Below are 26,694 nucleotides of genomic sequence, written 5' to 3'. Positions count from 1 at the left end.
GCCACCTCCATGCTTCGTTCTCCAACGGGCACGGTAGCGGCCTGCGCCGCCTTGTCTTGATCTTGATCTTGATCTTGATCTTGATCTTGATCTTGCTTTTCCTTTTCCATCTCTCGCTCCTTCGCGTTGTCGATGGGTGGGGAAATTTCAGATGCCACAACTGGGGATTATTGGAGTGCCACTGACACCAGCGGCGGGCGCGTGCCCATCAAGCTCAGTCCTACGGTGGCTAGGCTGGACTGCATTGCCAGCGTGAGGATCTGGGTCTTCGAGGGCGGGGAAGGACGGGGCGGCAAAGCACTGAAGATCTGGCACCTCGTGACGCCCAGTTTCGACAGTAGCGATAAGGGATGCGCCATGAAACTCAGCAAGGCGGACATGGAAAAGCTGAGTCGCGCAGTTGAGGCCTATTCCAATCCCGCCACCCGCAGCAATCATGGACAGGGCGTGGAACAGGCATTCTTTGAAGTGCAACTCAGAGCGCCCAAGGTACGCAATGAGGACTGGAGTACGGACATGGATTGCACGGATCCTTGGGTCTTCCCGCTCGATATCTGGGCTGGAAATTCTGATTGGGGTCTACGGACCTGGTCATTTCAGCGATGGCACGGGGAGCGCGGGGAAGTGCCGGATTGGAAATTTTTGGAAAAATACCACAAGAATGGCGGTTATGTCAGCGCATCTGAAATAATACATACTGACGAAAAATAAAATATCACCCAATGAAGCGCCGATCTTTTATCAGAAAAAATGCGCTGCTCCTGTGGGTAACGAATCACAAGGGATATGCCATGAGTAAAAAAACCAATATCAGAAATATTGAAAAGTCATTTAATTATCTTGATAATCCAGATTGGCGGAAGCGAGAACTAGGCGACGATGTTCTGGTAATTCGGGATGCTGAAATTAGCGGGATTAATTTTATCGATCTTAGTTGGAGCAACCTGCACTTCATTAATTGTGATTTTTTTGGAATTTATCAGATAAAACTGAAATCGCTTAGAAATACTACATTTGAGGATTGCCGCTTCGCAGGAGTCGTAAGCTGGGGAAAAGCCAACAACCTTCGCTATATCCGATGCAGAACAGGGGGACGAAGCATTGTTCTCGATTACAGTGGAAGTTCGAATGTGCTCCTTGAAGATTGTGATTTTTTGGGATCAGATCCAGACCCAAATCACTGGGGCGGGATAGGAAGCAGAGGCGATGCGACTTTCGTAAGATGCAGAATGAAGTGGTTTTCGCTCGCGGGCTACAAGCAAATCAATCTGGAAAGCTGTGAAACGGCTGACGTAAAAATATGGACCGATAGCAGAGCCAACAGCGGAGAAGACTATTTTTCTTCATCAGTAAAAATCGAATCATCCAAACTACGGGGTAAGTTTGATATGGCAGCGTGCGATCTACAAAGCGTGACTATCAAAGATACCTACCTAGACTTCTTGGATCTCAGCGGCGCTGAAATAAAAAACGACGTACTCATTGAGCGAGTCAGAGGAGGCTATCTCAACGCAAGTGCCCACAGCATGGGCAAGCTCACCATCTCCCAATGTCAAATTCTCGGAAGAAGGAAAAATTTCTCCTTCGAGGTAGGCATGGACAGCGCCGAGGAAGTGCTCATCGAGCATTGTAATTTCGGCACCGACCCCACGCTCTCCGTAGGCTTGGGAGCAGGTCGACCATTGGAACCCAACGAATGGACCACTACGCCAAAAAACAAATACGCATTGATCCGCAACAGCACCCTGCCCGTGATGGATGCCTCCTGGCTCGAATCACGTCATCTGCGACTGGAGAACAACACGATTGGCAGCGTAGATATTTCCGACTCCCGCATCGGCAAACTCGAAATTTCCGGCAATACCATCAGTCGTGAGGTGAACCTTCAGGGCACCAAGGTCAAGGAGAGCAAGATTCAACCTCTGGCCAAGGCGCAACTCAAGCTCGATGGAGCCAACATTCGTTTGAATTGAGCGGTTTCTATGGCGTGAAGCAATACCGTTGAAAATGCGGCCAAGTTCCTGACATGCTTCCGGCCCATTATGGGCCACACCTCGCCAGAGGCAGTGGTGCCATTCTTCAATCAAAAACTATCAACGCATCCCCCATCCGAAATGACTTCGACAAAAAAATACGGATTTTCCTTGGCCTCGATATTGACGCTAGTTCTTGGAGCTATCGCGGTTGCACTCTGGACGAATGACATGTTATCCACACCGAGGATCTATTTAGTCCCCGCTGCTGGAGCCCTTGTTTTTTACGCAATGGCAGCTGTAACGTTTATGAGCGCCCTGCTATCATTTATTGCCTTGCTACGGAGAGAGTCCGGGATATGGACGTTTGCATCTGTCGCCCTGTGGGCTTTTCCAGTAATTTTTGTTTCAATAAAGCAGCGTTTTTTCTAAAGTCCTGATCTTTTACGATCCATGATGGGGCCCTGGCTCTCCATTCTGAAAAACCATTCTGGTCCAGACAAAAAGGGCAGCCGGCCAGGGCGTTGAATCTGGCCACACCGGCCGCGCTGTTGCCTAAGTTTCAGCAGTGGTTCAAGGCGAGCGTGCGGAAGTGCGTTTCCGCGCAGCGTTGATCAACCGCTTCAACGGGATCCTCAGCTCTATCACAGCTTTGTTGGCCCGCGTGAAGCGGATCCGATTGGGGCCGGTGGTTATGCCAGCCGCGCCATGGACGCAACTAAGCCGGTCAAGAGTCCATGCGCCTTTGGCAGCGCCGACCCCATCACTCCTTCAGGGGCCACCCATATGCAGCGCGCTGCCGCCAGCCTAGGTTCAGCCACAAAAGGTCCGAAGCAATAGGACCCTCACGAACGCCGAAGCGGCTGCTTCTCCGCCATCGCCTTCGCGATGCCCCGCAGGATGTGGATTTCCTCCATCGTCGGCTGCGCGCGGTTGAACAGTTGGGCCAGGCGCGGCATCAGCTTCTTGGGGGCGACCGGGTCCAGGAAACCGACCTCGACCAGCGAGCGCTCCCAGTGCGCCAGCATGCCGGCCACGGCCTGGGCGTCGGCCGGTGGCGTCACCGGTGCCGCCGAGCGCACCTCGAAGCCGCCCAGCGCCTGCCGCCATTCGTAGGCCACCAGCTGGACAGCGGCCGCCAGGTTGAGTGAGCCGAAGTCGGGCGCCGTGGGGATCGACAGCGCCACATGGCAGCGGTAGACGTCCTCGTTGCGCATGCCGAAGCGCTCCGAGCCGAAAAGCAGGCCCACATGCTGCGGCCCACCCTCCTGCACCAGCCCCGCGAAGTGCTCGCGCGGCGCCCGCGTGGGCGGGCCGAAGTCGCGCGAGACCATGGCCGTGGCGCACAGATGGGTCAGGCCGTCCAGCGCCTCGTCCAGGGTGGCCACGATGCGGGCCTTCTCCAGCACATCGAGGGCGCCGCTGGCACGCTGGATTGTTTCCTCCCGGCGCAGCACGTTGTCCCAGCGCGGCGCCACCAGCACCAGGTCGTCGAAGCCCATGGTCCGCATGGCGCGCGCCGTGGCGCCGACATTGCCGGCGTGGCTGGTGTGGATCAGGATGAAACGGGTGCGCATCGAAGACAGTCGCAGACGGGAAAGCCCGTCATTCTCGCGCCGGCCCCGTGCCCATGCGGTCGCGCCCGGCCAGCGTCGGAAAGAGCCGGAACCAGGCCAGCGTGACCAGCAGCGTGCCCACGCCCCCCGCCACCACCGAGCCCACCGGCCCGAGCAGCGCGGCGGTGGCGCCGGACTCGAACTCGCCCAGTTGGTTGCTGGCCCCGATGAAGATCGAATTGACGGCACTCACCCGGCCGCGCATGGCGTCGGGCGTCTCCAGTTGCACAAGGGTCTGGCGAATCACCACGTTGACCATGTCCGCGGCGCCCGAGATGGCCAGCACCACCAGCGACAGCCAGAAGCTGCGCGACAGCCCGAACACCACCATGCACAGCCCGAACACGCCCACCGCCTGCAGCAGCGTGCGCCCCACATGGCGCTCCACCGGCCGCCGGGTGAGCCAGATGGATGCCGTCAGCGCCCCCACCGCCGGCGCGCCGCGCAGCAGGCCGAGGCCCCAGGCGCCGACATGCAGGATGTCCTTGGCGAAGATGGGCAGCAGCGCCACCGCGCCGCCCAGCAGCACGGCGAACAGGTCGAGCGAGACGGCGCCCAGCACCGGCTTGCGCTGCCAGATGAAGCGCACACCGGCCAGCAGCACTTCGGTGGTCACCGGCTCGCGCGGCCGCGCCGCATGGGCGTAGCGCAAGGTGGCGGCCAGCAGCACGGCCGCGATGAAGAAGCCGATGCAGGTCGCATACACGGCACCCATGCCCGCCACGAAGAGCAGCCCGCCCAGAGCCGGCCCGCCAATGATGGCCGACTGCTGCCCCGCCGAGCTGAAGGCCATGGCCCGGGGCAGCATCAGCGGCGGCACCAGCAGTGGCGTGAGCGCCTGCTGGGCCGGCATCTGGAAGGCACGCACCGCCCCCAGCACCAGCGACAGACCCAGCAGCAGGTTGCGCGAGTCGCCACCACCCAGGTGCGTGACCAGCAGCGACAGCGCGACCAGGCCCTGCACGCCCAGGCAGGCGGCCAGGATGCGGCCGCGGTGCAGCCGGTCCACCACATGGCCGGCGTACAGCGCCAGCAGCAGCGCGGGCGCGAACTGGTAGAGGCCCACCAGCCCCAGGTCCCAGGCGCTGCCGGTCAGGTCGTACATGTGCCAGCCGATGGCCACCATCAGCATCTGCTGGGCAGCGGTACCCAGCAAGCGTGCCAGCCACAGCTGCATGAAGGGGCGGACGCGGGTGAGATCGGAGAAACGGGGGGGTTCGGCGGGAGAGGCGGGGTCGGGCGCGACGGCGGTGTCGGCAGGAGCGGGAGGCATTCGGCCGAGCATAGCCCAGCATCCCCGCCCTTCACTGACCAGGGCGCGCCGGCATCGCGCCCACCACGCCCGGCTGGGACTGGCGAGGTGCATTGACACCCCGCCAGCGCACGCTGCCGCCCTCCCCGCCTAGACTGCCGCCCCGTGAACCACGCCCCTGCCGCCATCGACACTCTCTACGAAGACGAGCACCTGCTGGTCTTCGACAAGCCGGCAGGACTGCTGAGCGTGCCCGGCCGGGGCGAGGATAAGCAGGACTGTCTGTCCGCCCGCGCCCAGCGGCGCTGGCCCGACGCCCTGGTGGTGCATCGGCTGGACATGGCCACCAGCGGCCTGATCCTGATGGCGCGCAGCCTCGCCGTCCAACGGATGCTCGGCGAGGCCTTTGCAAGCCGGCAGGTGTGGAAGCGCTACGAAGCCATCGTCGACGGCGCGCTGGAATCCAAGCACTGGCAGACCATCGACCTGCCGCTCATGGCGGACTGGCCCAATCGCCCCTTGCAGAAGGTCGACGCCGCCGGCAAGCCCAGCCTCACCCGCTGGCGGACGCTGCAGTGGTTGCCAGAACGCGCCAGCACCCATGTGCTGCTGGAGCCGCAGACCGGCCGCTCGCACCAGTTGCGGGTGCACATGGCCGCGCTGGGCCATCCGATCCTGGGCGATGCGCTGTACGGCGATGGGCGGGTGGCCGCCGCCGCACCACGCCTGCTGCTGCATGCCACGGTGCTGCAGCTGCGCCATCCGGTGACCGGCGAGGCCTTGCGCGTCGAGAGCCCGGCGCCGTTCGCGCCAAACCCTCAGGATGTGGCCGGAGAAGACCTCAGACCTCCAGCTCCTTGACCACCAGCACCGGCATGGGTGCCTCCTGCAGCACGCGCTGGGTGACGCTGCCCAGCAGCAGCTTCTCGATGCCGGTGCGGCCGTGCGAGCCCATCACGATCAGGTCGCAGCCCAGGGCCTTCGCCGTGTCCACGATGCCTTCGTGCACCACGTGGCCGTCGATCACGCGCTGGTCGCTGTGCAGGCCTTCGGCGGCCAGGGCCGCCACGCCACGGGCCAGGGCCGTGTTGGCGCTGGCCGTGGCAGCGGCCAGGTATTCGTTCTGGCCCAGGGCATAGTCCGCGCCCACGCCGATGAAGGGATAGTTGTCGATGACGTGGATCAGCGTGATGCGGCTGCCGAAGGCCAGGGCCAGGCCGCTCGCCTTGCTCACCGCCAGCATCGACGTCTCGGAGCCGTCGATGGGAACCAGGATGTGGTTGAACATGAAGGTGTCCTCTCGCTGTGGGTTGGTCCTGCCGGTCGGCCTTGCCGCCGGCGCCTTGGTGCACTGTAACCCGCGACCCTGACGGGACCATGTAGGACGCCGGGGCAGCGGCCGGTGGCAGGCCATGAGCCTGCGCTGGATCAATCGCCCTGGAAGCCGCCGGCCCGGCAGGTGATGACCAGCGTGTCGCGCCAGCCCTGCGTCCCGGGGGCGACCGGCTGGATCGGCGTGGATTCATGGATCACGCGCTGATCGTCCAGCAGCATCAGTGTCCAGGGCTCCGTCAGCGTGAAGCGCTCGCCGCGCCGGCCACCCGCCTCGAAGACGCGGGTCTCGCCGCCCTTGATGCCCTGCCGTCCCACGAGTGCGACCGCCACCAGGTCCACGCCATCGCGGTGCGCGCCCTCCGGCGTGGGCCGGCCGATGCCGCCTTCGGTGTCGATGCGGAACTGGTGCGCCTCGATGTACCAGCGCTGGTCGCCGCGCAGGGCCGCTGCGGCCTCGGCCGTCTTCAGCAGCAGTCGGCGCCAGGCAGGTCGCGCCACGGTGTCGGGCTCCATGGGCGCGAACCAGCGCTGCATGCCGCCGTGCAGCGCGTTGTATTCGACCGGCTGCCAATGCGCGCGATGCGGCGCCTGCACCAGCGCCCCGCCTTCGGTGGTGAAGCAGGCGTGGCGACGACGGCGGTAGCGCCCGCCGTCCTTCAGGTATTCATCGGGCGGCAGTTGCGCCCAGTCGGGCTGCAAGGCTTCCAGGTCGGTCAGCGGCAGATCCAGCCACTCGGCCACACCGCGCGGGTTGAGCACGGCATAGCCCTCCTGCCGCAACGTGGCGGCCAGCTCGTCGGGCGGGGTATAGAGGGGGGAGAAAGCGCTGTTCAAGGCTCGACCTTCACGCCCTTCCAGAAGGCGACGCGGTCTTTCACCATCTCGGCTTCGGGCTTGGGGTCGGGGTAGTACCACACCGCCTCGGGGTTGAGTTCGCCGTTGACCAGCAACGAGTAGTAGCTGGCCGTGCCCTTCCAGGGACACACGGTGTGGTTGTTGCTGAAGGTCACGTACTCGCGCCGCAGCGAATCGGCGGGAAAGTAGTGGTTGCCTTCGACGAGCACGGTGTCGTCGCTTTCGGCGATGGTCACGCCGTTCCAGGTAGCTTTCATGTCGGCAGGAGTTCGTCGCGCCGTCGCCGGGCGCGGGCTGCGATTGTCGCTGCCGGCGCGCTTCGGTGGCGACTCCTGCCGAAGCCAGGGCCACCGGCGGCGGCCTGAACATGGAAACGGGCGCCAACCCGGTCGGCGCCCGCCCGGCTTATGCCGTCACTGCACGGCAGGCAGCCAGTGCACGCTGAAGAGTCGCTGCGGATCGGTCCACACCGGGCCGATGCCGAAGCCCGCCCGCGCCGCCATCGCACGCAGGCCGTCGATGGTGAACTTGTGCGAATACTCGGTGTGCAGCGTCTCGCCCTCCTCGAAGGCATGGCGCTGGCCCTCGAGCGTGACTACCTGCTCGCGGCGACTGACCAGGTGCATCTCGATGCGGCGCATGGGCGCGTTGTAGAAGGCCGCGTGGGAGAAGGCGTTCACGTCGAAGTCCGCACCCAGTTCGGCATTGGCACGGGCCAGCAGATTGAGATTGAAGGCGGCCGTCACGCCCTGCGCATCGTTGTACGCCGCATGCAGCAGTTGCGGGTCCTTCACCAGATCGACGCCCAGCAGCAGGCCGCCACCCCGCAGCAGGCGGGCGGCCTGGCGCAGGAAGGCGAGCGCCTCGTCGGGCTCGAAGTTGCCCAGCGTGGAGCCGGGGAAGAAGCCGACACGCCGGCCGGCACCGGCCAGCCGCTCGGGCAGCTCGAAGTGCTGCGTGTAGTCGGCCACCACCGGCGTGACCTCCAGCCCCGGGTAGTCGGTACGCAACTGGCGTGCCGCACCCTGCAGATGCTCGCCCGAGATGTCGATGGGCAGGAATCGGCGCGGCGACTGCAAGGCGTCGAGCAGCAGGCGGATCTTCACCAGCGAGCCGGCACCGAATTCGACGATCTCGGCATCGGGACCGATCTGCTGGGCGATTTCCGGCGCGCGGCTTCGCAGGATCGAGAGTTCGGTGCGGGTGGGGTAGTACTCGGGCAGATCGCAGATGCGGTCGAACAGGCGCGAGCCCTCCGCATCGTAGAACCACTTGGGCGAAATGCGCCGCGGCCGGTGGGCCAGCGCGCTGGCCAGGTCGTCCGCAAAGGCACGGCGGCCGTCGTCGGCAACGCGGGACTGGATGGCGAGGGAGACGGGTGGAGACATCACAGGTCCTTGGCGAGGCGCAGCCCGCTGAATTGCCAGCGGGCGGCCGGCGGAAAGAAGTTGCGGTAGGTCGGCCGCGCATGCCCGGCCGGCGTGGCCACGCTGCCGCCACGCAGCACCAGTTGGCCCACCATGAACTTGCCGTTGTATTCCGCGGCCACGCCGGGAAGCGGCCGGAAGCCGGGATACGGATCGTAGGAGGAGCGGGTCCATTGCCACACGGCGCCCTCCGCCTGGGCGAAACCAGGCAGCGTGGTGGCGGCCACCTCCCACTCGGCCTCGGTCGGCAGGCGCGCGCCGGCCCATTCGGCATAGGCGGCCGCTTCGTAGAAGCTCAGCTGGGCGACAGGCGCATCGGCCTGCAGGGGACGCACACCGTCGAGGCCGAAAACATGCCAGCCCGCCGTGCCATGGTGCCCCGACAGGGCCAGGCGGGGGTCATCCGGCGACAGCCAGTAGGCCGGATGCCGCCAGCCGTGCGCCTGCACCGCAGCCCAGCCGTCGGACAGCCACCAGCGCGCCTGCTCGTAGCCCCCGTCGGCGATGAACTGCGCGAACTCGCCACAGGTCACAAGGCGATCGGCGATGGCAAAGGGTTGCAGCAGCACCGCGTGGCGCGGCCCCTCGTTGTCGAAGGCGAACGCGTCGCCTTCATGCCCGATGGCGGCCATGCCCCCGGGATGCTCCAGCCAGGCCAGCGACGGCGTGGCCGCAGCAAGCCGCAGTGCAGGGGCGGAAGGCGCGCGATACGCAGGCAGCAGCGGGTTGCACGAGAAGGAATGCAGGATGTCGGTGAGCAACAGCTCCTGATGCTGCTGCTCATGGTGCAGGCCCAACGTGAGCACTGGCTCGATCCGCGCCAGCGTCGGTGCGTCGGCCGACGAGAGCAGCGCCTCCACCGCCACGTCCACATGGCGGCGGTAGGCCAGCACCTCCTCCAGCGAGGGACGGGTCAGCAGTCCGCGCTGTGGCCGTGGATGCCGCGGCCCCAGCGCTTCGTAGTAGGAGTTGAAGAGGTAATGGAAGCGCCGATCCAGCGCCTGGTAGCCGGCGGCATGGTGATCGAGCAGCACGGCCTCGAAGAACCAGGTGGTGTGCGCCAGATGCCATTTGGTCGGGCTCGCATCGGGCATCGACTGGATGCACTGGTCCTCGGCGGACAGCGGCGCCGCGAGGGCCATGCTGTGCGACCGGACCTGCCGGTAGGCGTGCAGCAGATCGGGGCTCGCGAGCGCGGTTCTCGAATGGTGGGAAGTCATGAGTCTCCGTGGATGTTCCGGCTCCCGGAAAGCGGGCCAGTCGTCGCGGGATCGGTGTTTGTAGCCGGCCGCATGCCCACGAAACGTAGGACGAAAGCGCGCAGGCCCGCTACGCCGCTGGCGCGCCGACCCGCACTTCCATAATGGGCCGATGCCCTCTGCACAAAGCACCCCTGCCCTTCCACGCGTGGTGATCGTCGGCTGCGGCTTCGGCGGACTCGAGGCTGCGCGCACCCTGCGCGGCAAGCCGCTGGACATCGTGGTGATCGAGAAGACCAACCATCACCTTTTCCAGCCCTTGCTCTACCAGGTGGCCACGGCGGGGCTTGCCGCCCCGTCCATCGCGGCCCCATCGCGCTGGCTGTTCCGCAAGCAGCCGAATGTGACCACCCTGCTCGGCGAGGTCGGCGGCATCGATGCAGCGGCGAAGTGCGTGCACCTCACCAATGGCCATGCCGTTCCCTACGACCATCTCATCGTGGCGGCAGGGGCCACCCACAGTTACTTCGGCCATGACGAATGGGCCGCCGACGCGCCGGGACTCAAGACCCTGGCCGATGCCTTCGAGATCCGGCGTCGGGTGCTGACGGCCTTCGAGCTGGCCGAACTGGAGGAAGACCCCGAGCGTCGACGCGCGCTGCTCACCTTCGTGGTGATCGGCGGCGGCCCCACCGGTGTCGAGATGGCCGGCACCCTGGCCGAGATCGCACGTCACACGCTGGCGGGCGAGTTCCGCCGCATCGTGCCTTCGACCGCGGAGGTGCTGCTGGTCGAAGGCAGCAGCCGCGTGCTCCAGGCCATGCCCGAGGGCCTGAGCGAACGGGCCCGGCAGCAACTCGAGAAGCTGGGCGTGAAGGTGCGGCTCAATGCGATGGTCACGCGCATCGATGCCCACGGGCTGGAGGTGCGCGAAGGCGGCAGCGAAGGCGAGGTCGTCCGCATCGACAGCCGCTGCGTGATCTGGGCCGCCGGCGTGGCCGCATCGCCCCTGGGGCGTCTGCTGGGCGAGGCCACCGGCGCCGAATGCGACCGCGCAGGGCGGATCCGCGTGCAGGCCGACCTGAGCCTGCCGGGCCACCCGGAGATCAGCGTGGTGGGCGATCTGGCGGCGGCGATGAGCCATGTGCCGGGACAGGCGCCCCGCCCCGTGCCGGGCGTCTCACCGGCCGCCAAGCAGATGGGACGCACCGCTGCCCGCAACATCCTTGCCCGCCAGGCCGGACGTCCCCCGCAGGCCTTCCGCTACAAGGACTGGGGCAGCCTGGCCACCATCGGCCGCAACGCGGCAGTGGCCGATGTGCCCACGCCCTTCGGCGCGCTGCGCTTTTCGGGCTATCCGGCCTGGCTGTTCTGGTTGTTCGTGCACGTCTATTTCCTGATCGGCTTTCGCAACCGGCTGATCGTGCTGATGGATTGGGCCAGCGCCTACTGGACGTTCCGCCGCAATGCCCGAGTGGTGCCCGAGGTACGGGCCGGCCGGGACTGAGAGGCCCGATGCGCCCCGTCCGACTGCTCAGATAAGCAGCAATCCAAGGAAACACACCGCAACAATGGGGTTTGGCGACGCCGCCACCACCTTATCCCCAACGTTTTCCACAGAAAAACTGGATAGCCGCCATAACCATCATTTCTGACACCCCTGTGTCACTGGCGCGCATTGCTGCGCACCGCCCTGCGCGGCCTTTCTGCTCCCGGGGCGAAGGCGACAAACAGCCGTGAAAGGCAGTACCGACGCGGGGGGCGCGCTGCGCCGAAGACGCTAGTCCTCTCTCAGCTTCTGCTGCCTGCAGATGTTGGAGCCCGTGGTCGTCAGTTGGAGGGATCCACCCATCCATTCCAGCCAGGACAAGGCCACCAGATCGTCGATCGTCGCTTCATCGATCTCGCCGGCACGCCGGCGTTGCAGAAGGTTGGCCACCCGCGGAAGCTCGATGCGCAGTGCATCCTGCCGAGGTCTAGAAAGCGAGGCAGTGTTCATTCGTGCCCTTCCAAGCGTCGATGACACAGCGTAACACCCGCCGTGGCCGCCGGAGGGGATTTTTGAGCAGAGTCAGCCGTGATCGGCTATACTCCGTTGATTGGCCGGGGCGTACTCGCCGCCCCCGCCCTTGATTGGCACCGCGCAGCTTCCCGGGCTGCCCAGGCTTCGGTCCCAAAATTCTGGCCGGACGCCCATCTTCTTCGGCGAGTTCATCGCCCGTCCGCATCACCCTTTCTTGCGGGCTGGATCCACCCCCCAGGGTTTCACTTTTCTGCGCATGGCAGCCTTCGGCTTGCCACCCAGCGCAGGTCCGCGCCGGACGCGGATCACGAACTTCGATTTCATGCAGAACATTCCCGCCCAATCGTTGGGCCGCTACCTCATCACACCGCTGACGCGGCTGACCGACACCGGCCAGTACGCCGCGTCCGTCTCCATCCGCCGCGGCATGCACGACCGGATCTTCCGGTTCATCCCGCGATTCGACAGCGCCGCCAACGCCGAGCGCTATGCCCTCGCCCAGGGCCAGCACTTCGTGCTGAACAACCAGCTGGCCTGATACAGGCCGACCGACCCCATCACTGACAAGGAGCTTCGTGGCCAAGGAAGAACTGATCGAAATGCAAGGCAAGGTGGAAGAAGTCCTGCCGGACTCCCGCTTTCGCGTCACGCTCGACAACGGGCACACCCTCATCTGCTACACGGGCGGAAAGATGCGCAAGCACCGCATCCGCGTGCTGGCCGGCGACAAGGTCTCCATCGAGATGTCGCCCTACGACCTGAACAAGGGTCGCCTCACCTTCCGCCATCTCGAGCAACGCTCGGGTGGAGCCTCTGCCGCGCCGCGCAAGCGTCCGCCGCAGCGCTGATCGCTTCCCCTTCAACCCACCTTGCCGCATCGAACTTCAAACGCGGCAGAACGAAAGAAACCCATGGAAAACAGACTCTACGTTGGCAATCTGGCCTACAGCACCCGTGACGAAAGCCTCCAGCGTCACTTCTCCGAATTCGGCCACGTCAACTCGGCCAAGGTCATGATCGACCGCGACAGCGACCGCTCCAAGGGCTTCGGCTTCGTGGAGATGGGCTCGGCCGAAGAAGCCCAGGCTGCCATCAACGGCCTCAACGGCCAGAGCATCGACGGCCGCGCCGTGACCGTGAACGTGGCCCGTCCGATGACGCCGCGCACCGGTGGCGGCGGTGATCGTCGTGGCAGCGGCGGCGGCTACGGCGGCGGTGGCGGTGGCTATCGCAACTCGTACTGAAATCAGCCCTTTGCCCTGCTGGTGCATCCCACCGGCAGGTGCATGGCCTGAATGAGAACGGCCCGCTTCGCGCGGGCCGTTTTCTTTTGTGCCGCAGTGGCCGCCACGGGGCGTCCGCGTCGAGGGGCGGGATGTCTACTTCGCCCCGTCCTCCGCCTCCTGCAGCAGGCGCCACATGACCTTGCCGCTGCCGCTCTTGGGCAGCGCATCGAGGAACTGCACCTGCCGCGGCACCTTGTAGGCGGCCATGTTCTCACGGCACCAGCCGATGATGTCCTCGGCGGTGGTGCCCTTGTGCGTAGGCCGCAGCACCACCATCGCCTTGACCGACTCGCCGCGGTAGGTGTCGCGGGTGGCGATGACGCAGGCCTCCTGAATGGCTGGGTGGCGGAACATCAGCAGCTCCACCTCCGCCGGCCAGACCTTGAAGCCGCTCGCATTGATCATGCGCTTGAGGCGGTCGGTGATGAAGAAGTAGCCCTCCTCGTCCATGCGACCCATGTCGCCCGAGCGGAAGAAGCGCTTGCCCTCGAACTCGATGAAGGCCGATGCGGTCGCATCGGGTCGCTTCCAGTAGCCCTCGAAGACCTGCGGGCCATGGATGATGATCTCGCCGGACTCCCCGGGTGGCAGTTCCTGCAGCGTGTCGGGGTCGACCACGCGCGCGTCCACGCCCATGAAGGGCATGCCCAGGCATTGCTGCTTGGGATGGTCGGGCGGGTTGCTGTGCGAGGGCGCGGCCGTTTCGGTGAGCCCATAGCCTTCCTGGTAGGCCAGGCCGAACTCGTCCAGCAGCCGCTGCGCCACGGCCTGCGGCATGGCAGCCCCGCCACCGCCGATGTAGATCAGGCTGGACAGGTCGTAGTTCTTGAAGTGCGGGCTGGCCAGCAGGTCGATCACCATCGTCGGGATGTTGGTCCAGCTCGTGACCTTGCGGGTGGAGATGAGGTGCCCGGCCACGTCGCGGTCCCAGCGCGGCATGATGACCAGCGCCGCCGCCGCCAGGATGGCCGTGTGCATCATGCTGACGATGCCGGTGATGTGGAACATGGGCACCACCGCCAGCACCACGGTGTCGGCATGGGCGCAGCCCCACATCTGGCCCGAGACGGCGTTGTGCATCAGGCTGCGGTGCAGGTGGACGCAGCCCTTGGGCAGGCCGGTGGTGCCGCTGGTGTAGGGCAGCAGGGCCATGTCGTCGGCGCCCACCTCGTGCGCCGGCGCGGGCGCGTTGCGGGCCATCAAGTCGGTCCAGGCATGCACCTCGCCGCCATCGAGCCGCGGAAGTTCGTGGCGGGTGAGCAGCCAGTTCTTCCAGGCCGGCGCCATGGACGGGCCGTCCGCCGCTGCCGCATCGAAGGCATCGGTGAACTGGGTGACGACCAGGTGCGCGAGCCGTTCCCCCTCGGGCAGTGCATTGCTCGCCTTGGCCAGCTCTGGCGCCAGATCGGCCGTGGTGATGGCGACCTTGGCGTCCGGATCGCTGATGTAGTGCTTGAGCTCCTCGGCCCGGTTCATCGGGTTGACGGGCACCACCACGGCGTTGGCCCGCAGGATGGCGAAATGCGCCACCACCAGTTGCGGCGTGTTCTGCATGTCCAGCACCACGCGGTCGCCGCGGCGCACGCCCAGCGCATGCAGCGCGCCGGCCAGTGCCTCGACCTGCGCCGCCAGTTCGCGGTACGAGGTCACGCGGTCGAAGTAGACCAGCGCCGCCTTGTCGGGATAGCGCTGCGCGCTGGTGGCCAGGTTGTGCCACAGCGAGGTGGCGGGCAGCGTGATGGCGTGCGGCAGGCGTTTGGGCCAGAAGCGGTAGTGCGGGCGGTCGGCAGACATGGGTGAAGGAATGCGGTGTCGCGACAAAAGCCGCCAGCCTACGCCCCGCCCCCGGGCACACGACACCGGGAAAGCCCCTTCCGCGTCACATAGGCGACGAGTCCGCGCCCTCGCCGGCCCAGCCGCCCACCGCCCCGAACAGGCACACGCCGCCAGCGCCCCGCGCCTTGGCCAGGTACATGGCGCTGTCGGCCCGGCGGATCAGCTCGTCCGGGTCGTCGCCCACGCCGGTGGACAGCGCGATGCCCACGGACGCCTTCACCGACAGGGTCTGCGTGTCGACCTCCATCGGCTGCCCCAGCGCGAGCAGCATGCGCTCGGCCAGCGAACGCGCGGCCGAAGGCGCGTTGGTGCCGTGCTGCAGCAGCGCGAATTCGTCGCCGCCGATGCGCGCCAGCACGTCGCCCGGCCCGATCACCTCGCGCATGCGCCGGGCGGCGGTCACCAGCACCTTGTCCCCGGCCGCATGGCCGTAGCGGTCGTTGATGGGCTTGAAGTTGTCGATGTCGATGTAGTGCACGGCGAAGCCCTCGCCGCCGTGGCTGGCGGCCAGCGCGGCGCCGGCCATGTGCTCCAGGAAGACCTCGCGATTGACCAGGGAGGTCAGGCCGTCGTGGCGCGCCAGGTAGCGGATGCGCTCCTCGCTGCGGCGGCGGTCGGTGATGTCGGTGTAGGTGAGCACGGCGCCGCCGCCATCCATGGGCACGCTGTAGACCTCGATCACGCGGCCGTCGGGCTGCTGGCGTTCGTAGCGGTAGGGCTGGTCGAAGGGGATCGCCTGCGGCTGCGCCGCCAGTCCGGGCGGCATGCCGCGGGCCACACGCTGGGCGAGCTGGATCGCCTGCACCTCGCGAAAGGCCGGCCGCGACGCCATCAGCTCGGGCGGCAGGTCCAGCAGTTCCACCACCCGCTTGTTGCAGACCTCCACCACGCCCTGGGGGTTGACCATGATGATGCCCTGCTCCATCCGCTCGAGCGCGGCCTCCAGCATGGTGGACTTCTGGCGCAGCAGCGTGTCGCTTTCCCAGGTGCGCCAGTTGGCCATCAACAGCTGCTGCTGCTGGCGCTTGAGCAGCGTGATGTCCACATGGGCGAAGAAGCAGGTGCCGCCGGCGCTGCGCTCGCCGATCACCCGGCTCCAGCGCGCATCGGGCAGCGGCAGCTCGAAAGGCGCGCCGGTGAAGTGAAGGTTCTCGCCCAGGATGGCCACGCCCTCGTCGAACATTGCCCGCTCCCCCTCGCGCGCCGTGGCGGACCAGGCGGCGCGAAAGACCTGCTCGAAGGTGCTGCCGATGGCCGCCTGGCGCTCGCGCAGGCCGTACATCGCCAGGAAGGGCTCGTTGACCCAGACGATGCGCTGGTCGGGCGACGTGATCATCACGCCGTCCGGCATGTGGTCCAGCAGCGCCTGGCTGTCCAGGCCGGCGATGCCCGAGGTGCCGGCGGAGCCCGACAGCTGCACGCCGCCCTCCTCGCGCCACATGCGCACCCGGCCGATGCCGGGCATGGGCAGGGACGACACCCACAGGCAACGCCCCCGGTGCTCGAAGGCGAAGGGCCTGTGCTGCGCACGGTGGCGCTGAAGGCCCTCGGCAACGAAGCGGTCGAGCTGGCCGCGCTCGTCGGACGCCAGCCTTACGCCGTAGAAGCGGCGCAGGTTGTCGCGGTACGACTCGCCGACATGCACATGGCCCTCGTGTTCCGGAAAGAAACGCAGGAAGGTGCGGTTCCAGAGCAGGCAGCGGTCCTGGTCGTCGAACAGGCACAAGCCCACCGCCAATCCGTCCAGCGCATCGGCCATCACGCGCACAGGCCCGGTCAGGTCATGGACCAGGTCAGGCTTCAGCGGGTCGTCGAGATCCATCGAAAGAGGCGTGGCGCTGGCGGTCAGGGCAAGGGCTTTCAGGGGGACATGCCTGCGGCCGGCAGACGGTCATCCGGAGTTTTCTTCTCTTATCGGCATTTCCGCGCCGTCCTGAATACATTTTGCCTCGTTCCTGACAATGTAAAACATACGTTTGCGGTATTTGAATAACTGTCGTGCCGTGGCAGCCCAGGTGCGGAACCCGCAACAGCGCGCGGCCGTCGACCGCTGCGGCTGCCTCAGACGGGGGCGACGTGATCGGCGAAGCGCTGGGCCACGGCGGGCAAGCCGTCGAAACGCTGCGCGTACAGGCGCAACTCCCGCCGAGCCCAGACATCGGTGAGCGGCACGGCGCGCAGGGGCGTGCCTTCGGCCAGCGCGCGGAAGGCGCCTTCGGGCATCACGCCGACGCCCAGTCCCGCCTCCACCATGCGGCAAAGGGCGCTCAGGCTGTCCACTTCGATGTGACGGCGCAACACACGGCGGGTGCTGCTGGCTTCCTGCGACAGCGCCGCCTGCACCGTGCTGCTGTCGCGCAGGCCCACCTGCGGCCAGTCCAGCGTGCGCGCATAGGCCACCCGCCGCAGCCGAGCCAGTGCATGGCCGCGCGGCACGACCAGCACCAGCTGCTCCTGCCGGTAGGGCCGGCTTTCCAGGCCCAGCACGTCGTCGCTGGGCCCGCACACGCCCACGTCGGCCGTCCCCTCGCGCACCGCCTGCGCCACCGCGCGGCTGGCGGCCTGGCGCAGGTCGATGCGGATGTCGGGATGGCGACGCATGAAGTCGGCCAGGTCCGCCGGCAGGAACTGCTCCACCGCCGAGGCACTGGCGCACACGCGCACGCGGCCGCGGATGCCCTGGGCGGCTTCGGCAAGATCCTCGCGCAGGTGTTCGACCGCCAGCAGGATGGCCTGCGCATGCGACAACAGCACAAGGCCCAGCGGCGTGGGCCGCACGCCCCGGGCATGGCGCACCAGCAGCGGCGCCTGGGCCAGCGACTCCAGCTCGGCGATGCGCTTGCTGGCGGCCGAGGCGACCAGTTGCGCGCGCTCGGCCGCGCGGGCGATGCTGCCCGTCTCGCACACCAGCACGAAGAGGTCGAGCGTGCCGACATCGAGCTGCCGGGCAAAGCTGCGGGGAGAAGGAGGACGGGGCATGCGGGCGTTCGGGCGTCGGGCGCGGGCCGCCCGGGGCCGAGCCATCGCGGATCGGAACGGCTCGCGGAGATTTTTGCACTTCGCCGCGCCGAGACGGCTGCCTAGGATGCGCCGCTTGCTCCTTTCTGCAAGCCCATGATCTTTTCCGAATCCGACGCCGCCTCCGTGGCCCGCGCCCTGGTCGAGGCCGACGCCGTGCGCCTGGCCGAAGGCACCCCCTTCTTCTACACCTCGGGCTGGGCCAGCCCGGTCTACGTCGATGTGCATGCCCTGCTGGCCGAACCCGCGCGTCGACGCCAGTTGCTGGACCGCATGGCCGAGGCGGTGGCGCCGCGGGTGCGCGAACAGGGCATCGGCGCCGTGGTGGGCACCGAAAGCTCGGGCATCGCGCTGGCCGCCTGGCTGGCCGAGCGCCTGTCGTTGCCCCTGCTCACGCTGCGCAAGCGGCCCATCGGCTGGGGCGTGCAGGCGCAGTTGCAGGGGCGGCTGGCTCCGGGCTGCCGCACGCTGCTGGTGGACGACGTGAGCACCGACGGCCGCTCCAAGAACGCCGCCGCGGCCGCGCTGCGCCAGACCGGCGCGCAGGTGGACGACGTGCTGGTGCTGTTCGACTACGCCATCTATCCGCAGGTGCCGCCCGCCTCGGCGCCGGTGGCGCTGCACGCCCTGGCCTCGTGGCGCCATCTGCACGCGGCCCTCCAGCAGGCGGGCTGCCTCGACGACGCCGCGCTGAAGATGCTGGCCGAATTCAGCGCCTCGCCCATCGAATGGTCGGTGGCCCACGGCGGCACGGGGGTGGCGGCATGACGCCCTTCGATCTTCTGGACCGGATCGGCCAGGCCACCCATGACGGCCTCGGCATCACCCGCGAAAGCTATGGCGACGGCGAAAGCGCCGCGCTGACGCTGCTGACGCAGGAGGCCGAAGCAATGGGCCTGGCCGCCGAAGCCGACCGCGCCGGCAACCTGTGGCTGCGCATCGCGGCCGACCGTCGGGACGAACCGGCCGTGGTCATCGGCTCGCACGTCGACTCAGTGCCCCAGGGCGGCAACTACGACGGCCTGGCCGGCGTGGTGGCCGGAATCGCGGTGCTGCAGGCGCTGGCGCGCGACTGGCAAAGCCTTCCGCCGCTGCGGGTGCTGGCGCTGCGCGGCGAGGAAAGCGCCTGGTACGGCCGGGCCTATGTCGGCTCCCTGGCGCTGCTGGGCCGCCTGCCCGCCGCGGCGCTGGCGCTGCGCCATCGCACGGGCACCGGCACGCTGGGCGAAGCCCTGGCCCACTGCGGCGCCGACGTGGCGGCTATCGCACGCGGCGAGCCGCTGCTGCCGGGACCCGTCGCCGCCTACCTGGAACTGCACATCGAGCAGGGGCCGGTGATGGTGGCCCGCCACTGGCCGGTGGCGGCCGTCACCGGCATCCGCGGCAACCTGCGCCACAACCGCGTGCGCTGCCTGGGCGAGACCGGCCACTCGGGCGCCGTTCCGCGCTGGTTGCGCCACGACGCCGTGCTGGCCGTGGCCCAACTGCTGGCACGCATGGACGAGCACTGGCGCGTGCTGCTGCAGATGGGCATGGACCTGGTGATGACCGCCGGCATCTTCACCACCCCCGCCGCCTCGCATGCGGTGTCGGTGATCCCGGGCGAGGTGCAATTCAGCTTCGAGGTGCGCAGCCAGGACGCCGAGACGCTGCGCCGTTTCCATGCACTGCTGAAGCAGGAATGCGAGACGGTGGCCGCGGAGCGCGGCGTGCGCTTCGAATTCGACGAGCCTGTCGCCAGCGCGCCGGCCACCATGGACGAGGGCTGGATCCGCCGCTTCGAGGCCGCCGGGGCCGCGCTCGGCCAGCCCCTGGAGCGCCTGCCCAGCGGCGCCGGCCACGACGCGGCCGTGTTCGCTGCCGCCGGCATTCCCTCGGCCATGCTCTTCGTGCGCAACGCGCACGGCTCGCACAACCCGCACGAGGCGCTGTCGGCGGACGACCTGGATGCCGGCATCGCCGTGCTGCGCGACGCCGTCGCGTCGCTGCGCGGCGGACAGCCGACCGCCCCCGCCCTCCCCGTCCTGCTTCCCGCAGAGGCCGCGCCATGAACTGCACCGTTGTCGACGATCTGCCCGCCACCTGCGCCACGGCCGCCCCGGCCCGGGTGGCCAGCCACCGCTGCCGCGTGACGGCCCACCAGGCGGTCAACGCGCGCTACCGCTACCTGCGTCTGCAGGCCGAGGTGGACCTGGCCAGCGCCACACGGCCCGGCCAGTTCTACCAACTGCGCTGCCCGCAGACGAGCGCCCTGCAGCCCTTCCTGCTGCGGCCCATGAGCGTGTACGGCACGGGGCCCGAAGCAGGCACGGTCGAGTTCCTCTATGCCGTGACCGGCACCGGCACGCAGGCGCTGGCCACGCTGGCCGAGGGCCAGTCGATGGAGATCGTGGGCCCACTGGGCCAGGGCTTCACGCTCGACGCGGCCGCCCGGCGCGTGCTGCTGGTGGCCCGCGGCGTGGGCCTGGCCACCATGGCGCCGCTGGTGCGGCAGGCCGCGCAGGCTGGCGTTGCCATCGACGTGCTGCTCTCCGCCCGCAGCCCGGCCGATGCGATGGCCCGTGAGCTGCTGCGCGGCGCACCGGCCACGGTGCATGCCGTCTTCGACAGCGATGGCAGCTCCGCCGTGGACCGCGTCGAACCGCTGCTGGCCGGCCTGCTGACCGCGGGCTGCGACGCCGTCTACACCTGCGGCTCCGAGCGACTGGCGCTGCTCCTGCGCCGGCTGCTGCAGCCGCATCCGCAGATCCATGCCGAGGTGGCGCTGGAGCAGCGCATGGCCTGCGGCATGGGCGTGTGCCTGTCCTGCGTGCGTCCCTTCGAACAGGACGGCCGCGTCGCCCTGCAGCGCGTCTGCCGCGAGGGCCCGGTGTTTCCGTTGCGCGAGATGGTGGGAGGCTGGCATGGCTGATCTCTCGGTGCGCATCGGCAGCCTGGCGCTGCGCAACCCGGTGATGCCGGCTTCCGGCTGCTTCGCCGTCGAGTACCAGGAAGCGCTGGACCTGGGCGCCCTCGGTGCCCTGGTGATCAAGAGCGTCACGCCCAGGACGCGCGTGGGCAACCCGACGCCCCGCGTGGCCGAGGTGCAGGGCGGCCTGCTCAACTCCATCGGCATCCCCAGCAAGGGGCTGGACGCCTTCGTGCGCGACGTGCTGCCGGCCTACCAGGGCTTCGGCACGCCGGTGGTGGTCTCGCTGTCGGCCGATACGGTGGCCGAGTTCGCGGCGGCCGTGCAGGTGTTGTCGAGGCCCGGCGTGGCCGCCATCGAGGCCAACATCTCCTGCCCCAACCTGGAGGCCGACGGCCTGGCCTTCGCCATGAGTGCGCGCAGCACGCACGACGCCATCGCCGCCATGCGGCGCGCCACCGGCCTGCCGCTGTGGGCCAAGCTGACGCCCAACGCAGGCGACGTGTCCGCCATCGCCCGCGCCGCCGAAGCGGCCGGCGCCGACGCGGTGGTGATGGGCAACACGGCGCTGGGCATGGCCATCGACGTGCACACCCGCCGCCCGCGGCTGGGCAATGGCATGGGCGGACTGTCGGGGCCGGCGCTCAAGCCGGTCACGCTGCGCATGACCTACCAATGCGCGCGGGCGGTGCGCATCCCGGTCATCGGCTGCGGCGGCATCGCCACGGCCGAGGACGCCGTCGAATACCTGCTGGCCGGCGCCACCGCCATCCAGGTGGGCACGGCCTCCTTCATCGATCCCGCCGCGATGCAGCGCATCGTGGCCGGGCTCCACGATTACTGCGCCGCACACGGCGTGGCGCGGGCGGCCGAGCTGACCGGGGCCGTCCAGATGGAAGGCGAGGAACAACGCAGTTGGCGGGCGCAGGCCGCCGCCTGGGCCTAACGCCGCCGCCGCACTCCAAGCGTGCGGCCCTCGCATGGCCGTGGTGCACGCCAGGGCGGTTCATCCCAGGAATGAACCACATTCGTGCGCCATGCTTGCATACCAGATTGGCATGCTTCGTGCTCGCCATCCGCGCATGGCGATCTCGTCCACCGACATCAGCAACCGCATCGTCGAGGCGGTCCTGGCCCAGAAATTGGCGCCCGGCTCCCGCCTGGGCGAGCAGGAGTTGGCGCTGCTCTTCGACTGCAGCCGCACCATCGTGCGCGAGGCGCTCACCCGCCTGGCGGCGCGCGGCATCGTCACGGTGAGCGCCCGCCGCGGCTGGTACCTGATCGAGCCCTCGCAGGACGAGGCGCGCGAGGCCTTCGAGGCCCGCCGCGTGATCGAGACCGGCCTGATCCGCCAGAGCGCCAGCGGCGTGCGCAAGGAGGCCCTCAAGCGCCTCAAGCTGCACCTGCAGCAGGAAAAGGCCGCCCTGCGGCAGGACGACATCGGCAAGCGCAGCTACCTGCTGGGCGACTTCCACGTCTGCCTGGCCGACTGCCTGGGCAACTCGCTGCTGGCCGACACCCTGCGCGACTACACCGCCCGCACCACGCTGATCGCGATGCGCTACCAGTCCACCCACGATGCCGAGCAGTCCTGCGAGGACCACGTGCGCATCGTCGAGGCCCTGGAGCGCGGCGCCATCGCCGAGGCCGAGGCGCTGATGGCCGAACACATCGGCACGGTGCAGGCGGCGCTGAGCGTCTCCACCGCGCCCGACCCGCTGGCGCGACTGCGCGAAGCCCTGGCGCCCGTGCGGGCGGGCGGCGCCAACCCCGACGCCGCCCCCTCGGCACAGCTTTTGCGAACCACCCCGTCCAAGGCTGCTGCGCGCAAGCGCGGCGCCGCCGGCGGCCCCGATTCCTCCGACGACTCCTCCACCTACCTGGGAAAGCTCCTATGACGCCCTCCAAACGCCTCTTCACCCTCGGCCTGGCCGCTGCCGCACTGTTCGCCGGTGCCGCGCATGCCCAAAGCGCGCTGGACAACGTGCTCAAGTCCAAGACGCTGAAGGTGGCCATTCCCACCGACTACCCGCCCTACGGCTTCGTCGGCACCGACATGGCGCCCCAGGGCCTGGACATCGACATGGCCAAGCTGATCGCCTCGAAGATGGGCGTCAAGCTGGAACTGGTGCCGGTGACCAGCGCCAACCGCATCCCCTACCTGCAGACCAAGAAGGCCGACCTGGTCATCAGCACGCTGGGCAAGAACGCCGAGCGCGAGAAGGTCATCGACTTCAGCTCGGCCTATGCGCCCTTCTTCCAGGGCGTGTTCGCCAAGAAGACGATGGCCGTCAAGGACTTCAAGGACCTCACCGGCAAGACCGTGGCCGTGACCCGCGGCGCCATGGAAGACCAGGAGCTGAACAAGGTGGCCCCGAGCGGCGTGGACTACCGCCGCTTCGAGGACAACAACGCCACCGTCGCCGCCTACGTGGCCGGCCAGACGCAGGTGATCGCCATGAGCGGCGCCGTGGCCGCCGAGATGATCCGCAAGAACCCGCAGATCAACACCGAGTTCAAGCTGCTGCTCAAGGACAGCCCCTGCTTCGTGGGCATCGCCAAAGGCGAGGACGCGCTCAAGGCCAAGGTGAACGAGATCATCGCGGCCGCCAAGAAGGACGGCACCCTCGACAAGATGTCCAAGCAGTGGCTCGGCAAGGCGGCCGGCGACCTGCCGGTCTGATAGCCCCCCGTTGCTTGATCGCGTCCTGTAGTCGCATCGCCCGAGACCTCCCATGACCTTCGACTTCTGGGCCATCCTTTCGGAATGGCCGCTGCTCCTCAAGGGGGTGGCGTGGACCCTCGGGCTCACGGCCATCGCGACCGTGATCGGCATGGCGCTGGGCATCGGCTGCGCCTGGGCGCGGGCCTGGGGGCCGGGCTGGCTGCGCTGGGTGGTGGGCACCTATGTGGAGCTGATCCGCAACACGCCCTTCATCGTGCAGCTGTTCTTCATCTTCTTCGGACTGCCGGCCGCAGGGGTGAAGCTCACGCCCGAGGTGGCGTCGATCATCGCCATGGTGCTCAACCTCGGCGCCTATGCCACCGAGATCATCCGCGCCGGCGTGGAGGCCACGCCCAAGGGCCAGATCGAGGCCGCCGCCAGCCTGGCGCTGACGCGGGCCCAGACCTTCGTGCGCGTGGTGCTGCCGCCCGCCATGAAGAAGGTGTGGCCGGCCATGGTCAGCCAGATCATCATCGTGATGCTGGGCTCGGCGGTGTGCGGCCAGATCTCGGTCGAGGAGCTGAGCTACGCCGCCAACCTCATCCAGAGCCGCAACTTCCGCGCCTTCGAGGCCTTCATCGTCGCCACGGTCATCTACCTGCTGCTGGCCATCGGCGCACGGCGCCTGTTCAACTGGGCCGGCCCCCGGTTCTTCGGCCGCTGAAGGAGCACCACGATGGTCGAATTCACCCTCTGGGACATCCTCCGCAACCTGCTGCTCGCCGCCCGCTGGACGGTGGTGCTGTCGCTGATCGCCTTCGTGGGCGGCGGCGTGGTCGGCGGCCTGCTGCTCGCGGCGCGGCTGCGCGGCGGCAAGGCCGTGCAGCGGCTCATCGGCGGCTATGTGCAGCTCTTCCAGGGCACGCCGCTGCTGATGCAGCTCTTCCTGGCCTACTTCGGCATCGCGCTCTTCGGCATCGACGTGTCGCCGTGGACCTCGGCGGCGCTGGCGCTGACGCTCTACACCAGCGCCTTCCTCACCGAGATCTGGCGCGGCTGCGTGGCCGCCATCCCGCGCGGCCAGTGGGAGGCGTCCTCCAGCCTGGCACTGAACTTCGGCGAGCAGATGCGGCATGTGATCCTGCCGCAGGCCGTCAAGATCGCCATCGCGCCGACGGTCGGCTTCCTGGTGCAGGTCATCAAGGGCACGGCGCTGGCCTCGGTCATCGGCTTCGTGGAGCTGACCAAGGCGGGCGGGATGATCTCCAACGCCACCTTCCGCCCCTTCACCGTGTTCGCCTGCGTGGCGCTCATGTACTTCGCGCTGTGCTTCCCCGTCAGCCTCTACGCCAAGCATCTCGAAAGAAAGACCCATGGCCGCCGTTCCTGAAACCCACGCCCATGTCGAGCCCGGCGCGCCCATCGTGCGCATCACGGCGCTCAAGAAGTCCTACGGCAGCAACCAGGTGCTCAAGGGCATCGACCTGGAAGTAGCACGTGGTGAGGTGATCGCCATCATCGGCAAGAGCGGCTCGGGCAAGAGCACCCTGCTGCGCTGCATCAACGGCCTGGAGGAGTTCCAGGAAGGCGCGCTCACCGTCGACGCCAAGCCGCTGCTGCACGACAGCGCCATGGCCATGCGCGAGCTGCGCCAGCGCGTGGGCATGATCTTCCAGAGCTTCAACCTCTTCCCGCACCTGTCGGTGGGCCGCAACGTGATGCTGGCGCCCACGCTGGTCAAGAAGAAGAACAAGGCCGAGACCGAGGCACAGGCGCGCAAGCTGCTGGCCCGCGTGGGCCTGGCCGAGAAGTTCGACGCCATGCCCGACCAGCTCTCGGGCGGCCAGCAGCAGCGCGTGGCCATCGCCCGCGCCCTGGCCATGGAGCCGGCCGTGCTGCTGTGCGACGAGATCACCTCCGCCCTCGACCCCGAGCTGGTGGGCGAAGTGCTGCGCGTGGTGGAGTCGCTGGCCGACGAGGGCATGACGCTGCTGATGGTCACGCACGAGATGAGCTTCGCCCGCAAGGTGAGCGACCGCGTCATCTTCATGCACCAGGGTCGCGTGCACGAGATGGGCCCGCCGGCCGAGCTGTTCGGCAATCCGCAGACGGCGGAGCTGAAGCAGTTCCTGTCGTCGCTGCACGACTGAGCGACATTCGCGGGCGGCAGAGGCCGCTCACTATCATCGGCGCCCTCACAAGAACGGAGACGCCGATGAAGCAAGAACACCGCACGCCGATGCGCCGCCGCGGCCTGGCCGCCCTGCTGGGCACGCTGGCGCTGTGCACGGGCCTGGCCGCGCAGGCCGCCTTTCCCGACAAGCCGCTGAAGATCGTCATCGGCTTTCCCGCCGGCGGTCCGCTGGACCAGCATGCCCGCCTGCTCACCGACCGCCTCCAGGCCGTGCTCGGCCAGCCGGTGCTGGTGGACTACAAGCCGGGCGCGGGCGGCTCGGTGGGCGCCGACTTCGTCGCAAAGAGCCCGGCCGACGGCTACACGCTGATGCTCGCCAACACCGGCGTGGCGGTGATCAACGGCGCGCTCTACCGCCACCTCCCCTACGACACGCTGCGCGACTTCACACCGGTGGCGCGCACCGCCATGCAGCCGCTGGCGCTGCTGGTCAACAACAACGTGCCGGCGAAGACGCTGGGCGAGTTCATCCAGTACGCCAAGGCGCGGCCGGGCCAGATCAACTACGGCTCGGCCGGCAACGGCGGCATCAGCCACCTGGTGCCCGAGATGTTCAAGAGCGCGGCCGGGATCTTCATGGTCCACATTCCCTACCGCGGCAGCGCACCGGCCTTCACCGACCTGATGGGCGGACAGGTGCAGTTCATGGCCGAGTCCATTCCCCAGGCCGCGAGCTACCACAAGCAGGGCAAGGTGCGCGCCCTGGCCGTGACCAGCCGCGAGCGCAACCCAGCGCTGCCGGACATCCCGACCGCCATCGAGGCCGGGCTCAAGGGCTTCGAGGTGGTGGGCTTCTACGGCTTCTTCGTGCCGGACGGCACGCCCAAGGACGTGGTCGACAGGCTGAGCGGCGCCTTCCAGCAGGTTCTGGCCCGGCCCGACCTGAAGAGCCGCATGGTGAGCCAGGGCGCGGATCCGGCCTTCCTCGGCAGCGCTGACTTCGGCCGCTTCCTGCAGGCGGAAACGCCGCGCTGGGCGGCGGCGGTGAAGGCCTCCGGCGCGCGGCTGGACTGAACACGGAGGCGGCCGTCCTCGGCCCCGCCGGCCGCCCGATGCCACGCGCACATGCCACCGCCCGGCCCATTGATCGAACGTCCGCGAAACATG

27 protein-coding genes and 1 pseudogene are annotated in these 26,694 nt (G+C 67.8%); 17 read left to right on the top strand and 11 right to left on the bottom strand.

Annotated elements, in window-relative coordinates:
- The first annotated feature begins 357 nt into the window (after positions 1 to 357).
- Positions 358 to 711 (top strand): hypothetical protein, encoded by a 354-nt coding sequence (locus ABIC63_RS12440; protein ID WP_354319979.1) that lies wholly within the window; start codon positions 358 to 360, stop codon positions 709 to 711.
- Positions 712 to 791: 80 nt separating this feature from the next.
- Positions 792 to 1,973: a hypothetical protein gene (locus ABIC63_RS12435; protein ID WP_354319978.1), complete on the top strand. Its 1,182-nt coding sequence runs from the start codon at positions 792 to 794 to the stop codon at positions 1,971 to 1,973.
- An 845-nt stretch (positions 1,974 to 2,818) separates the two neighbouring features.
- Here the strand turns inward: ABIC63_RS12435 and ABIC63_RS12430 are convergent.
- Together ABIC63_RS12430 and ABIC63_RS12425 are read right to left on the bottom strand one after the other, a co-directional pair.
- A complete protein-coding gene (locus ABIC63_RS12430; protein WP_294368438.1) occupies positions 2,819 to 3,550 on the bottom strand; it encodes an RNA methyltransferase in 732 nt (243 codons plus the stop codon).
- A 28-nt stretch (positions 3,551 to 3,578) separates the two neighbouring features.
- The gene (locus ABIC63_RS12425; protein ID WP_354319987.1) at positions 3,579 to 4,766 is read right to left on the bottom strand and encodes an MFS transporter; all 1,188 of its coding nucleotides are present in this window, start codon (positions 4,764 to 4,766) and stop codon (positions 3,579 to 3,581) included.
- A 240-nt stretch (positions 4,767 to 5,006) separates the two neighbouring features.
- On the opposite strand from ABIC63_RS12425, the gene ABIC63_RS12420 reads away from it, so the two are divergent.
- On the top strand, positions 5,007 to 5,702 hold the full coding sequence (locus tag ABIC63_RS12420) for an RluA family pseudouridine synthase (RefSeq protein WP_294368441.1): 696 nt from the start codon (positions 5,007 to 5,009) through the stop codon (positions 5,700 to 5,702).
- Here the strand turns inward: ABIC63_RS12420 and ABIC63_RS12415 are convergent.
- From ABIC63_RS12415 to egtB, 5 genes and pseudogenes are all read right to left on the bottom strand, one after another.
- Positions 5,683 to 6,129: a universal stress protein gene (locus ABIC63_RS12415; RefSeq protein WP_017759115.1), complete on the bottom strand. Its 447-nt coding sequence runs from the start codon at positions 6,127 to 6,129 to the stop codon at positions 5,683 to 5,685. The two genes, ABIC63_RS12420 and ABIC63_RS12415, sit on opposite strands and share 20 nt — an antisense overlap.
- A 140-nt stretch (positions 6,130 to 6,269) precedes the next feature.
- Complete coding sequence (locus ABIC63_RS12410) at positions 6,270 to 7,010, bottom strand: 2OG-Fe dioxygenase family protein (RefSeq protein WP_114803592.1); 741 nt, start codon at positions 7,008 to 7,010, stop codon at positions 6,270 to 6,272.
- A pseudogene (locus ABIC63_RS12405) lies at positions 7,007 to 7,294 on the bottom strand (DUF427 domain-containing protein); the annotation flags it as partial. The gene ABIC63_RS12410 and the pseudogene ABIC63_RS12405, both read right to left, overlap by 4 nt.
- Positions 7,295 to 7,444: 150 nt before the next feature.
- A complete protein-coding gene (gene egtD / locus ABIC63_RS12400) occupies positions 7,445 to 8,419 on the bottom strand; it encodes an L-histidine N(alpha)-methyltransferase (RefSeq protein ID WP_294368463.1) in 975 nt (324 codons plus the stop codon).
- On the bottom strand, positions 8,419 to 9,678 hold the full coding sequence (gene egtB, locus ABIC63_RS12395; RefSeq protein WP_354319977.1) for an ergothioneine biosynthesis protein EgtB: 1,260 nt from the start codon (positions 9,676 to 9,678) through the stop codon (positions 8,419 to 8,421). The genes egtD and egtB overlap by 1 nt, the downstream gene beginning before the upstream one ends.
- Positions 9,679 to 9,829: 151 nt before the next feature.
- On the opposite strand from egtB, the gene ABIC63_RS12390 reads away from it, so the two are divergent.
- Positions 9,830 to 11,164: an NAD(P)/FAD-dependent oxidoreductase gene (locus ABIC63_RS12390; RefSeq protein ID WP_354319976.1), complete on the top strand. Its 1,335-nt coding sequence runs from the start codon at positions 9,830 to 9,832 to the stop codon at positions 11,162 to 11,164.
- 273 nt (positions 11,165 to 11,437) lie between these two features.
- Here ABIC63_RS12390 and ABIC63_RS12385 read toward each other — a convergent pair whose 3' ends face one another.
- Positions 11,438 to 11,656 carry a hypothetical protein gene (locus tag ABIC63_RS12385; RefSeq protein WP_052383800.1) on the bottom strand — a complete coding sequence of 73 codons (219 nt, stop codon included), beginning with the start codon at positions 11,654 to 11,656 and terminating at the stop codon, positions 11,438 to 11,440.
- A 346-nt stretch (positions 11,657 to 12,002) separates the two neighbouring features.
- Here ABIC63_RS12385 and ABIC63_RS12380 point away from each other — a divergent pair, with 346 nt between their 5' ends.
- The 3 genes from ABIC63_RS12380 to rbp all read left to right on the top strand — a co-directional run bounded on the left by ABIC63_RS12380 (position 12,003) and on the right by rbp (position 12,924).
- The gene (locus ABIC63_RS12380) at positions 12,003 to 12,218 is read left to right on the top strand and encodes a hypothetical protein (protein ID WP_294368473.1); all 216 of its coding nucleotides are present in this window, start codon (positions 12,003 to 12,005) and stop codon (positions 12,216 to 12,218) included.
- 37 nt (positions 12,219 to 12,255) lie between these two features.
- Positions 12,256 to 12,528: a translation initiation factor IF-1 gene (infA, locus tag ABIC63_RS12375; RefSeq protein WP_017760753.1), complete on the top strand. Its 273-nt coding sequence runs from the start codon at positions 12,256 to 12,258 to the stop codon at positions 12,526 to 12,528.
- A gap of 63 nt (positions 12,529 to 12,591) precedes the next feature.
- Entirely contained in the window at positions 12,592 to 12,924 is a 333-nt protein-coding gene (rbp, locus tag ABIC63_RS12370) for an RNA-binding regulator (RefSeq protein ID WP_354319975.1), read from the top strand.
- 135 nt (positions 12,925 to 13,059) lie between these two features.
- On the opposite strand, the gene ABIC63_RS12365 is transcribed toward rbp, so the two are convergent.
- The 3 genes from ABIC63_RS12365 to ABIC63_RS12355 all read right to left on the bottom strand — a co-directional run bounded on the left by ABIC63_RS12365 (position 13,060) and on the right by ABIC63_RS12355 (position 17,781).
- Positions 13,060 to 14,760 carry a long-chain fatty acid--CoA ligase gene (locus ABIC63_RS12365; RefSeq protein WP_017760755.1) on the bottom strand — a complete coding sequence of 567 codons (1,701 nt, stop codon included), beginning with the start codon at positions 14,758 to 14,760 and terminating at the stop codon, positions 13,060 to 13,062.
- 85 nt (positions 14,761 to 14,845) lie between these two features.
- Positions 14,846 to 16,624 carry a PAS-domain containing protein gene (locus ABIC63_RS12360; RefSeq protein ID WP_354319974.1) on the bottom strand — a complete coding sequence of 593 codons (1,779 nt, stop codon included), beginning with the start codon at positions 16,622 to 16,624 and terminating at the stop codon, positions 14,846 to 14,848.
- A 239-nt stretch (positions 16,625 to 16,863) separates the two neighbouring features.
- Positions 16,864 to 17,781 (bottom strand): LysR family transcriptional regulator, encoded by a 918-nt coding sequence (locus tag ABIC63_RS12355; RefSeq protein WP_294368485.1) that lies wholly within the window; start codon positions 17,779 to 17,781, stop codon positions 16,864 to 16,866.
- Positions 17,782 to 17,916: 135 nt separating this feature from the next.
- On the opposite strand from ABIC63_RS12355, the gene ABIC63_RS12350 reads away from it, so the two are divergent.
- The 10 genes from ABIC63_RS12350 (at position 17,917) to ABIC63_RS12305 (ending at position 26,601) form a co-directional block, all read left to right on the top strand.
- The gene (locus ABIC63_RS12350; protein ID WP_354319973.1) at positions 17,917 to 18,588 is read left to right on the top strand and encodes an orotate phosphoribosyltransferase; all 672 of its coding nucleotides are present in this window, start codon (positions 17,917 to 17,919) and stop codon (positions 18,586 to 18,588) included.
- Positions 18,585 to 19,871, top strand: coding sequence for a hydantoinase/carbamoylase family amidase (locus ABIC63_RS12345; RefSeq protein WP_354319972.1), 1,287 nt, complete (start codon positions 18,585 to 18,587; stop codon positions 19,869 to 19,871). Before ABIC63_RS12350 ends, ABIC63_RS12345 begins: the two co-directional genes overlap by 4 nt.
- A complete protein-coding gene (locus ABIC63_RS12340) occupies positions 19,868 to 20,731 on the top strand; it encodes a dihydroorotate dehydrogenase electron transfer subunit (protein WP_354319971.1) in 864 nt (287 codons plus the stop codon). Before ABIC63_RS12345 ends, ABIC63_RS12340 begins: the two co-directional genes overlap by 4 nt.
- Positions 20,724 to 21,674, top strand: a complete 951-nt coding sequence (locus ABIC63_RS12335) for a dihydroorotate dehydrogenase (protein ID WP_354319969.1) — start codon at positions 20,724 to 20,726, stop codon at positions 21,672 to 21,674. The genes ABIC63_RS12340 and ABIC63_RS12335 overlap by 8 nt, the downstream gene beginning before the upstream one ends.
- 136 nt (positions 21,675 to 21,810) lie before the next feature.
- Entirely contained in the window at positions 21,811 to 22,626 is an 816-nt protein-coding gene (locus tag ABIC63_RS12330) for a GntR family transcriptional regulator (protein WP_294368496.1), read from the top strand.
- Positions 22,623 to 23,411: a transporter substrate-binding domain-containing protein gene (locus ABIC63_RS12325; RefSeq protein ID WP_354319968.1), complete on the top strand. Its 789-nt coding sequence runs from the start codon at positions 22,623 to 22,625 to the stop codon at positions 23,409 to 23,411. The genes ABIC63_RS12330 and ABIC63_RS12325 overlap by 4 nt, the downstream gene beginning before the upstream one ends.
- Before the next feature lie 52 nt (positions 23,412 to 23,463).
- Positions 23,464 to 24,117 (top strand): amino acid ABC transporter permease, encoded by a 654-nt coding sequence (locus tag ABIC63_RS12320; RefSeq protein ID WP_294368501.1) that lies wholly within the window; start codon positions 23,464 to 23,466, stop codon positions 24,115 to 24,117.
- Positions 24,118 to 24,129: 12 nt separating this feature from the next.
- Complete coding sequence (locus tag ABIC63_RS12315) at positions 24,130 to 24,783, top strand: amino acid ABC transporter permease (protein WP_354319967.1); 654 nt, start codon at positions 24,130 to 24,132, stop codon at positions 24,781 to 24,783.
- Positions 24,767 to 25,543, top strand: a complete 777-nt coding sequence (locus ABIC63_RS12310; protein WP_294368504.1) for an amino acid ABC transporter ATP-binding protein — start codon at positions 24,767 to 24,769, stop codon at positions 25,541 to 25,543. The genes ABIC63_RS12315 and ABIC63_RS12310 overlap by 17 nt, the downstream gene beginning before the upstream one ends.
- A gap of 89 nt (positions 25,544 to 25,632) precedes the next feature.
- Positions 25,633 to 26,601: a Bug family tripartite tricarboxylate transporter substrate binding protein gene (locus ABIC63_RS12305; protein WP_354319986.1), complete on the top strand. Its 969-nt coding sequence runs from the start codon at positions 25,633 to 25,635 to the stop codon at positions 26,599 to 26,601.
- The last annotated feature ends 93 nt before the right edge of the window (positions 26,602 to 26,694 follow it).

It is taken from the genome of Pseudacidovorax sp. 1753 (assembly GCF_040544975.1).
Lineage (GTDB): Bacteria > Pseudomonadota > Gammaproteobacteria > Burkholderiales > Burkholderiaceae_C > Xenophilus.
This window is presented reverse-complemented; position numbering and strand designations above follow the sequence as displayed.

Coding starts and splice junctions, on each gene's coding strand:
- ABIC63_RS12385 (WP_052383800.1), bottom strand. CDS start 11,656: ATGAACACTGCCTCGCTTTCTAGACCTCGGCAGGATGCACTGCGCATC.
- ABIC63_RS12430 (WP_294368438.1), bottom strand. CDS start 3,550: ATGCGCACCCGTTTCATCCTGATCCACACCAGCCACGCCGGCAATGTC.
- ABIC63_RS12390 (WP_354319976.1), top strand. CDS start 9,830: ATGCCCTCTGCACAAAGCACCCCTGCCCTTCCACGCGTGGTGATCGTC.
- ABIC63_RS12335 (WP_354319969.1), top strand. CDS start 20,724: ATGGCTGATCTCTCGGTGCGCATCGGCAGCCTGGCGCTGCGCAACCCG.
- ABIC63_RS12345 (WP_354319972.1), top strand. CDS start 18,585: ATGACGCCCTTCGATCTTCTGGACCGGATCGGCCAGGCCACCCATGAC.
- rbp (WP_354319975.1), top strand. CDS start 12,592: ATGGAAAACAGACTCTACGTTGGCAATCTGGCCTACAGCACCCGTGAC.
- ABIC63_RS12330 (WP_294368496.1), top strand. CDS start 21,811: ATGGCGATCTCGTCCACCGACATCAGCAACCGCATCGTCGAGGCGGTC.
- ABIC63_RS12425 (WP_354319987.1), bottom strand. CDS start 4,766: ATGCAGCTGTGGCTGGCACGCTTGCTGGGTACCGCTGCCCAGCAGATG.
- ABIC63_RS12435 (WP_354319978.1), top strand. CDS start 792: ATGAGTAAAAAAACCAATATCAGAAATATTGAAAAGTCATTTAATTAT.
- ABIC63_RS12320 (WP_294368501.1), top strand. CDS start 23,464: ATGACCTTCGACTTCTGGGCCATCCTTTCGGAATGGCCGCTGCTCCTC.
- ABIC63_RS12365 (WP_017760755.1), bottom strand. CDS start 14,760: ATGTCTGCCGACCGCCCGCACTACCGCTTCTGGCCCAAACGCCTGCCG.
- ABIC63_RS12340 (WP_354319971.1), top strand. CDS start 19,868: ATGAACTGCACCGTTGTCGACGATCTGCCCGCCACCTGCGCCACGGCC.
- ABIC63_RS12355 (WP_294368485.1), bottom strand. CDS start 17,781: ATGCCCCGTCCTCCTTCTCCCCGCAGCTTTGCCCGGCAGCTCGATGTC.
- ABIC63_RS12415 (WP_017759115.1), bottom strand. CDS start 6,129: ATGTTCAACCACATCCTGGTTCCCATCGACGGCTCCGAGACGTCGATG.
- ABIC63_RS12360 (WP_354319974.1), bottom strand. CDS start 16,624: ATGGATCTCGACGACCCGCTGAAGCCTGACCTGGTCCATGACCTGACC.
- ABIC63_RS12440 (WP_354319979.1), top strand. CDS start 358: ATGAAACTCAGCAAGGCGGACATGGAAAAGCTGAGTCGCGCAGTTGAG.
- egtD (WP_294368463.1), bottom strand. CDS start 8,419: ATGTCTCCACCCGTCTCCCTCGCCATCCAGTCCCGCGTTGCCGACGAC.
- ABIC63_RS12380 (WP_294368473.1), top strand. CDS start 12,003: ATGCAGAACATTCCCGCCCAATCGTTGGGCCGCTACCTCATCACACCG.
- ABIC63_RS12325 (WP_354319968.1), top strand. CDS start 22,623: ATGACGCCCTCCAAACGCCTCTTCACCCTCGGCCTGGCCGCTGCCGCA.
- ABIC63_RS12350 (WP_354319973.1), top strand. CDS start 17,917: ATGATCTTTTCCGAATCCGACGCCGCCTCCGTGGCCCGCGCCCTGGTC.
- ABIC63_RS12310 (WP_294368504.1), top strand. CDS start 24,767: ATGGCCGCCGTTCCTGAAACCCACGCCCATGTCGAGCCCGGCGCGCCC.
- ABIC63_RS12315 (WP_354319967.1), top strand. CDS start 24,130: ATGGTCGAATTCACCCTCTGGGACATCCTCCGCAACCTGCTGCTCGCC.
- egtB (WP_354319977.1), bottom strand. CDS start 9,678: ATGACTTCCCACCATTCGAGAACCGCGCTCGCGAGCCCCGATCTGCTG.
- ABIC63_RS12305 (WP_354319986.1), top strand. CDS start 25,633: ATGCGCCGCCGCGGCCTGGCCGCCCTGCTGGGCACGCTGGCGCTGTGC.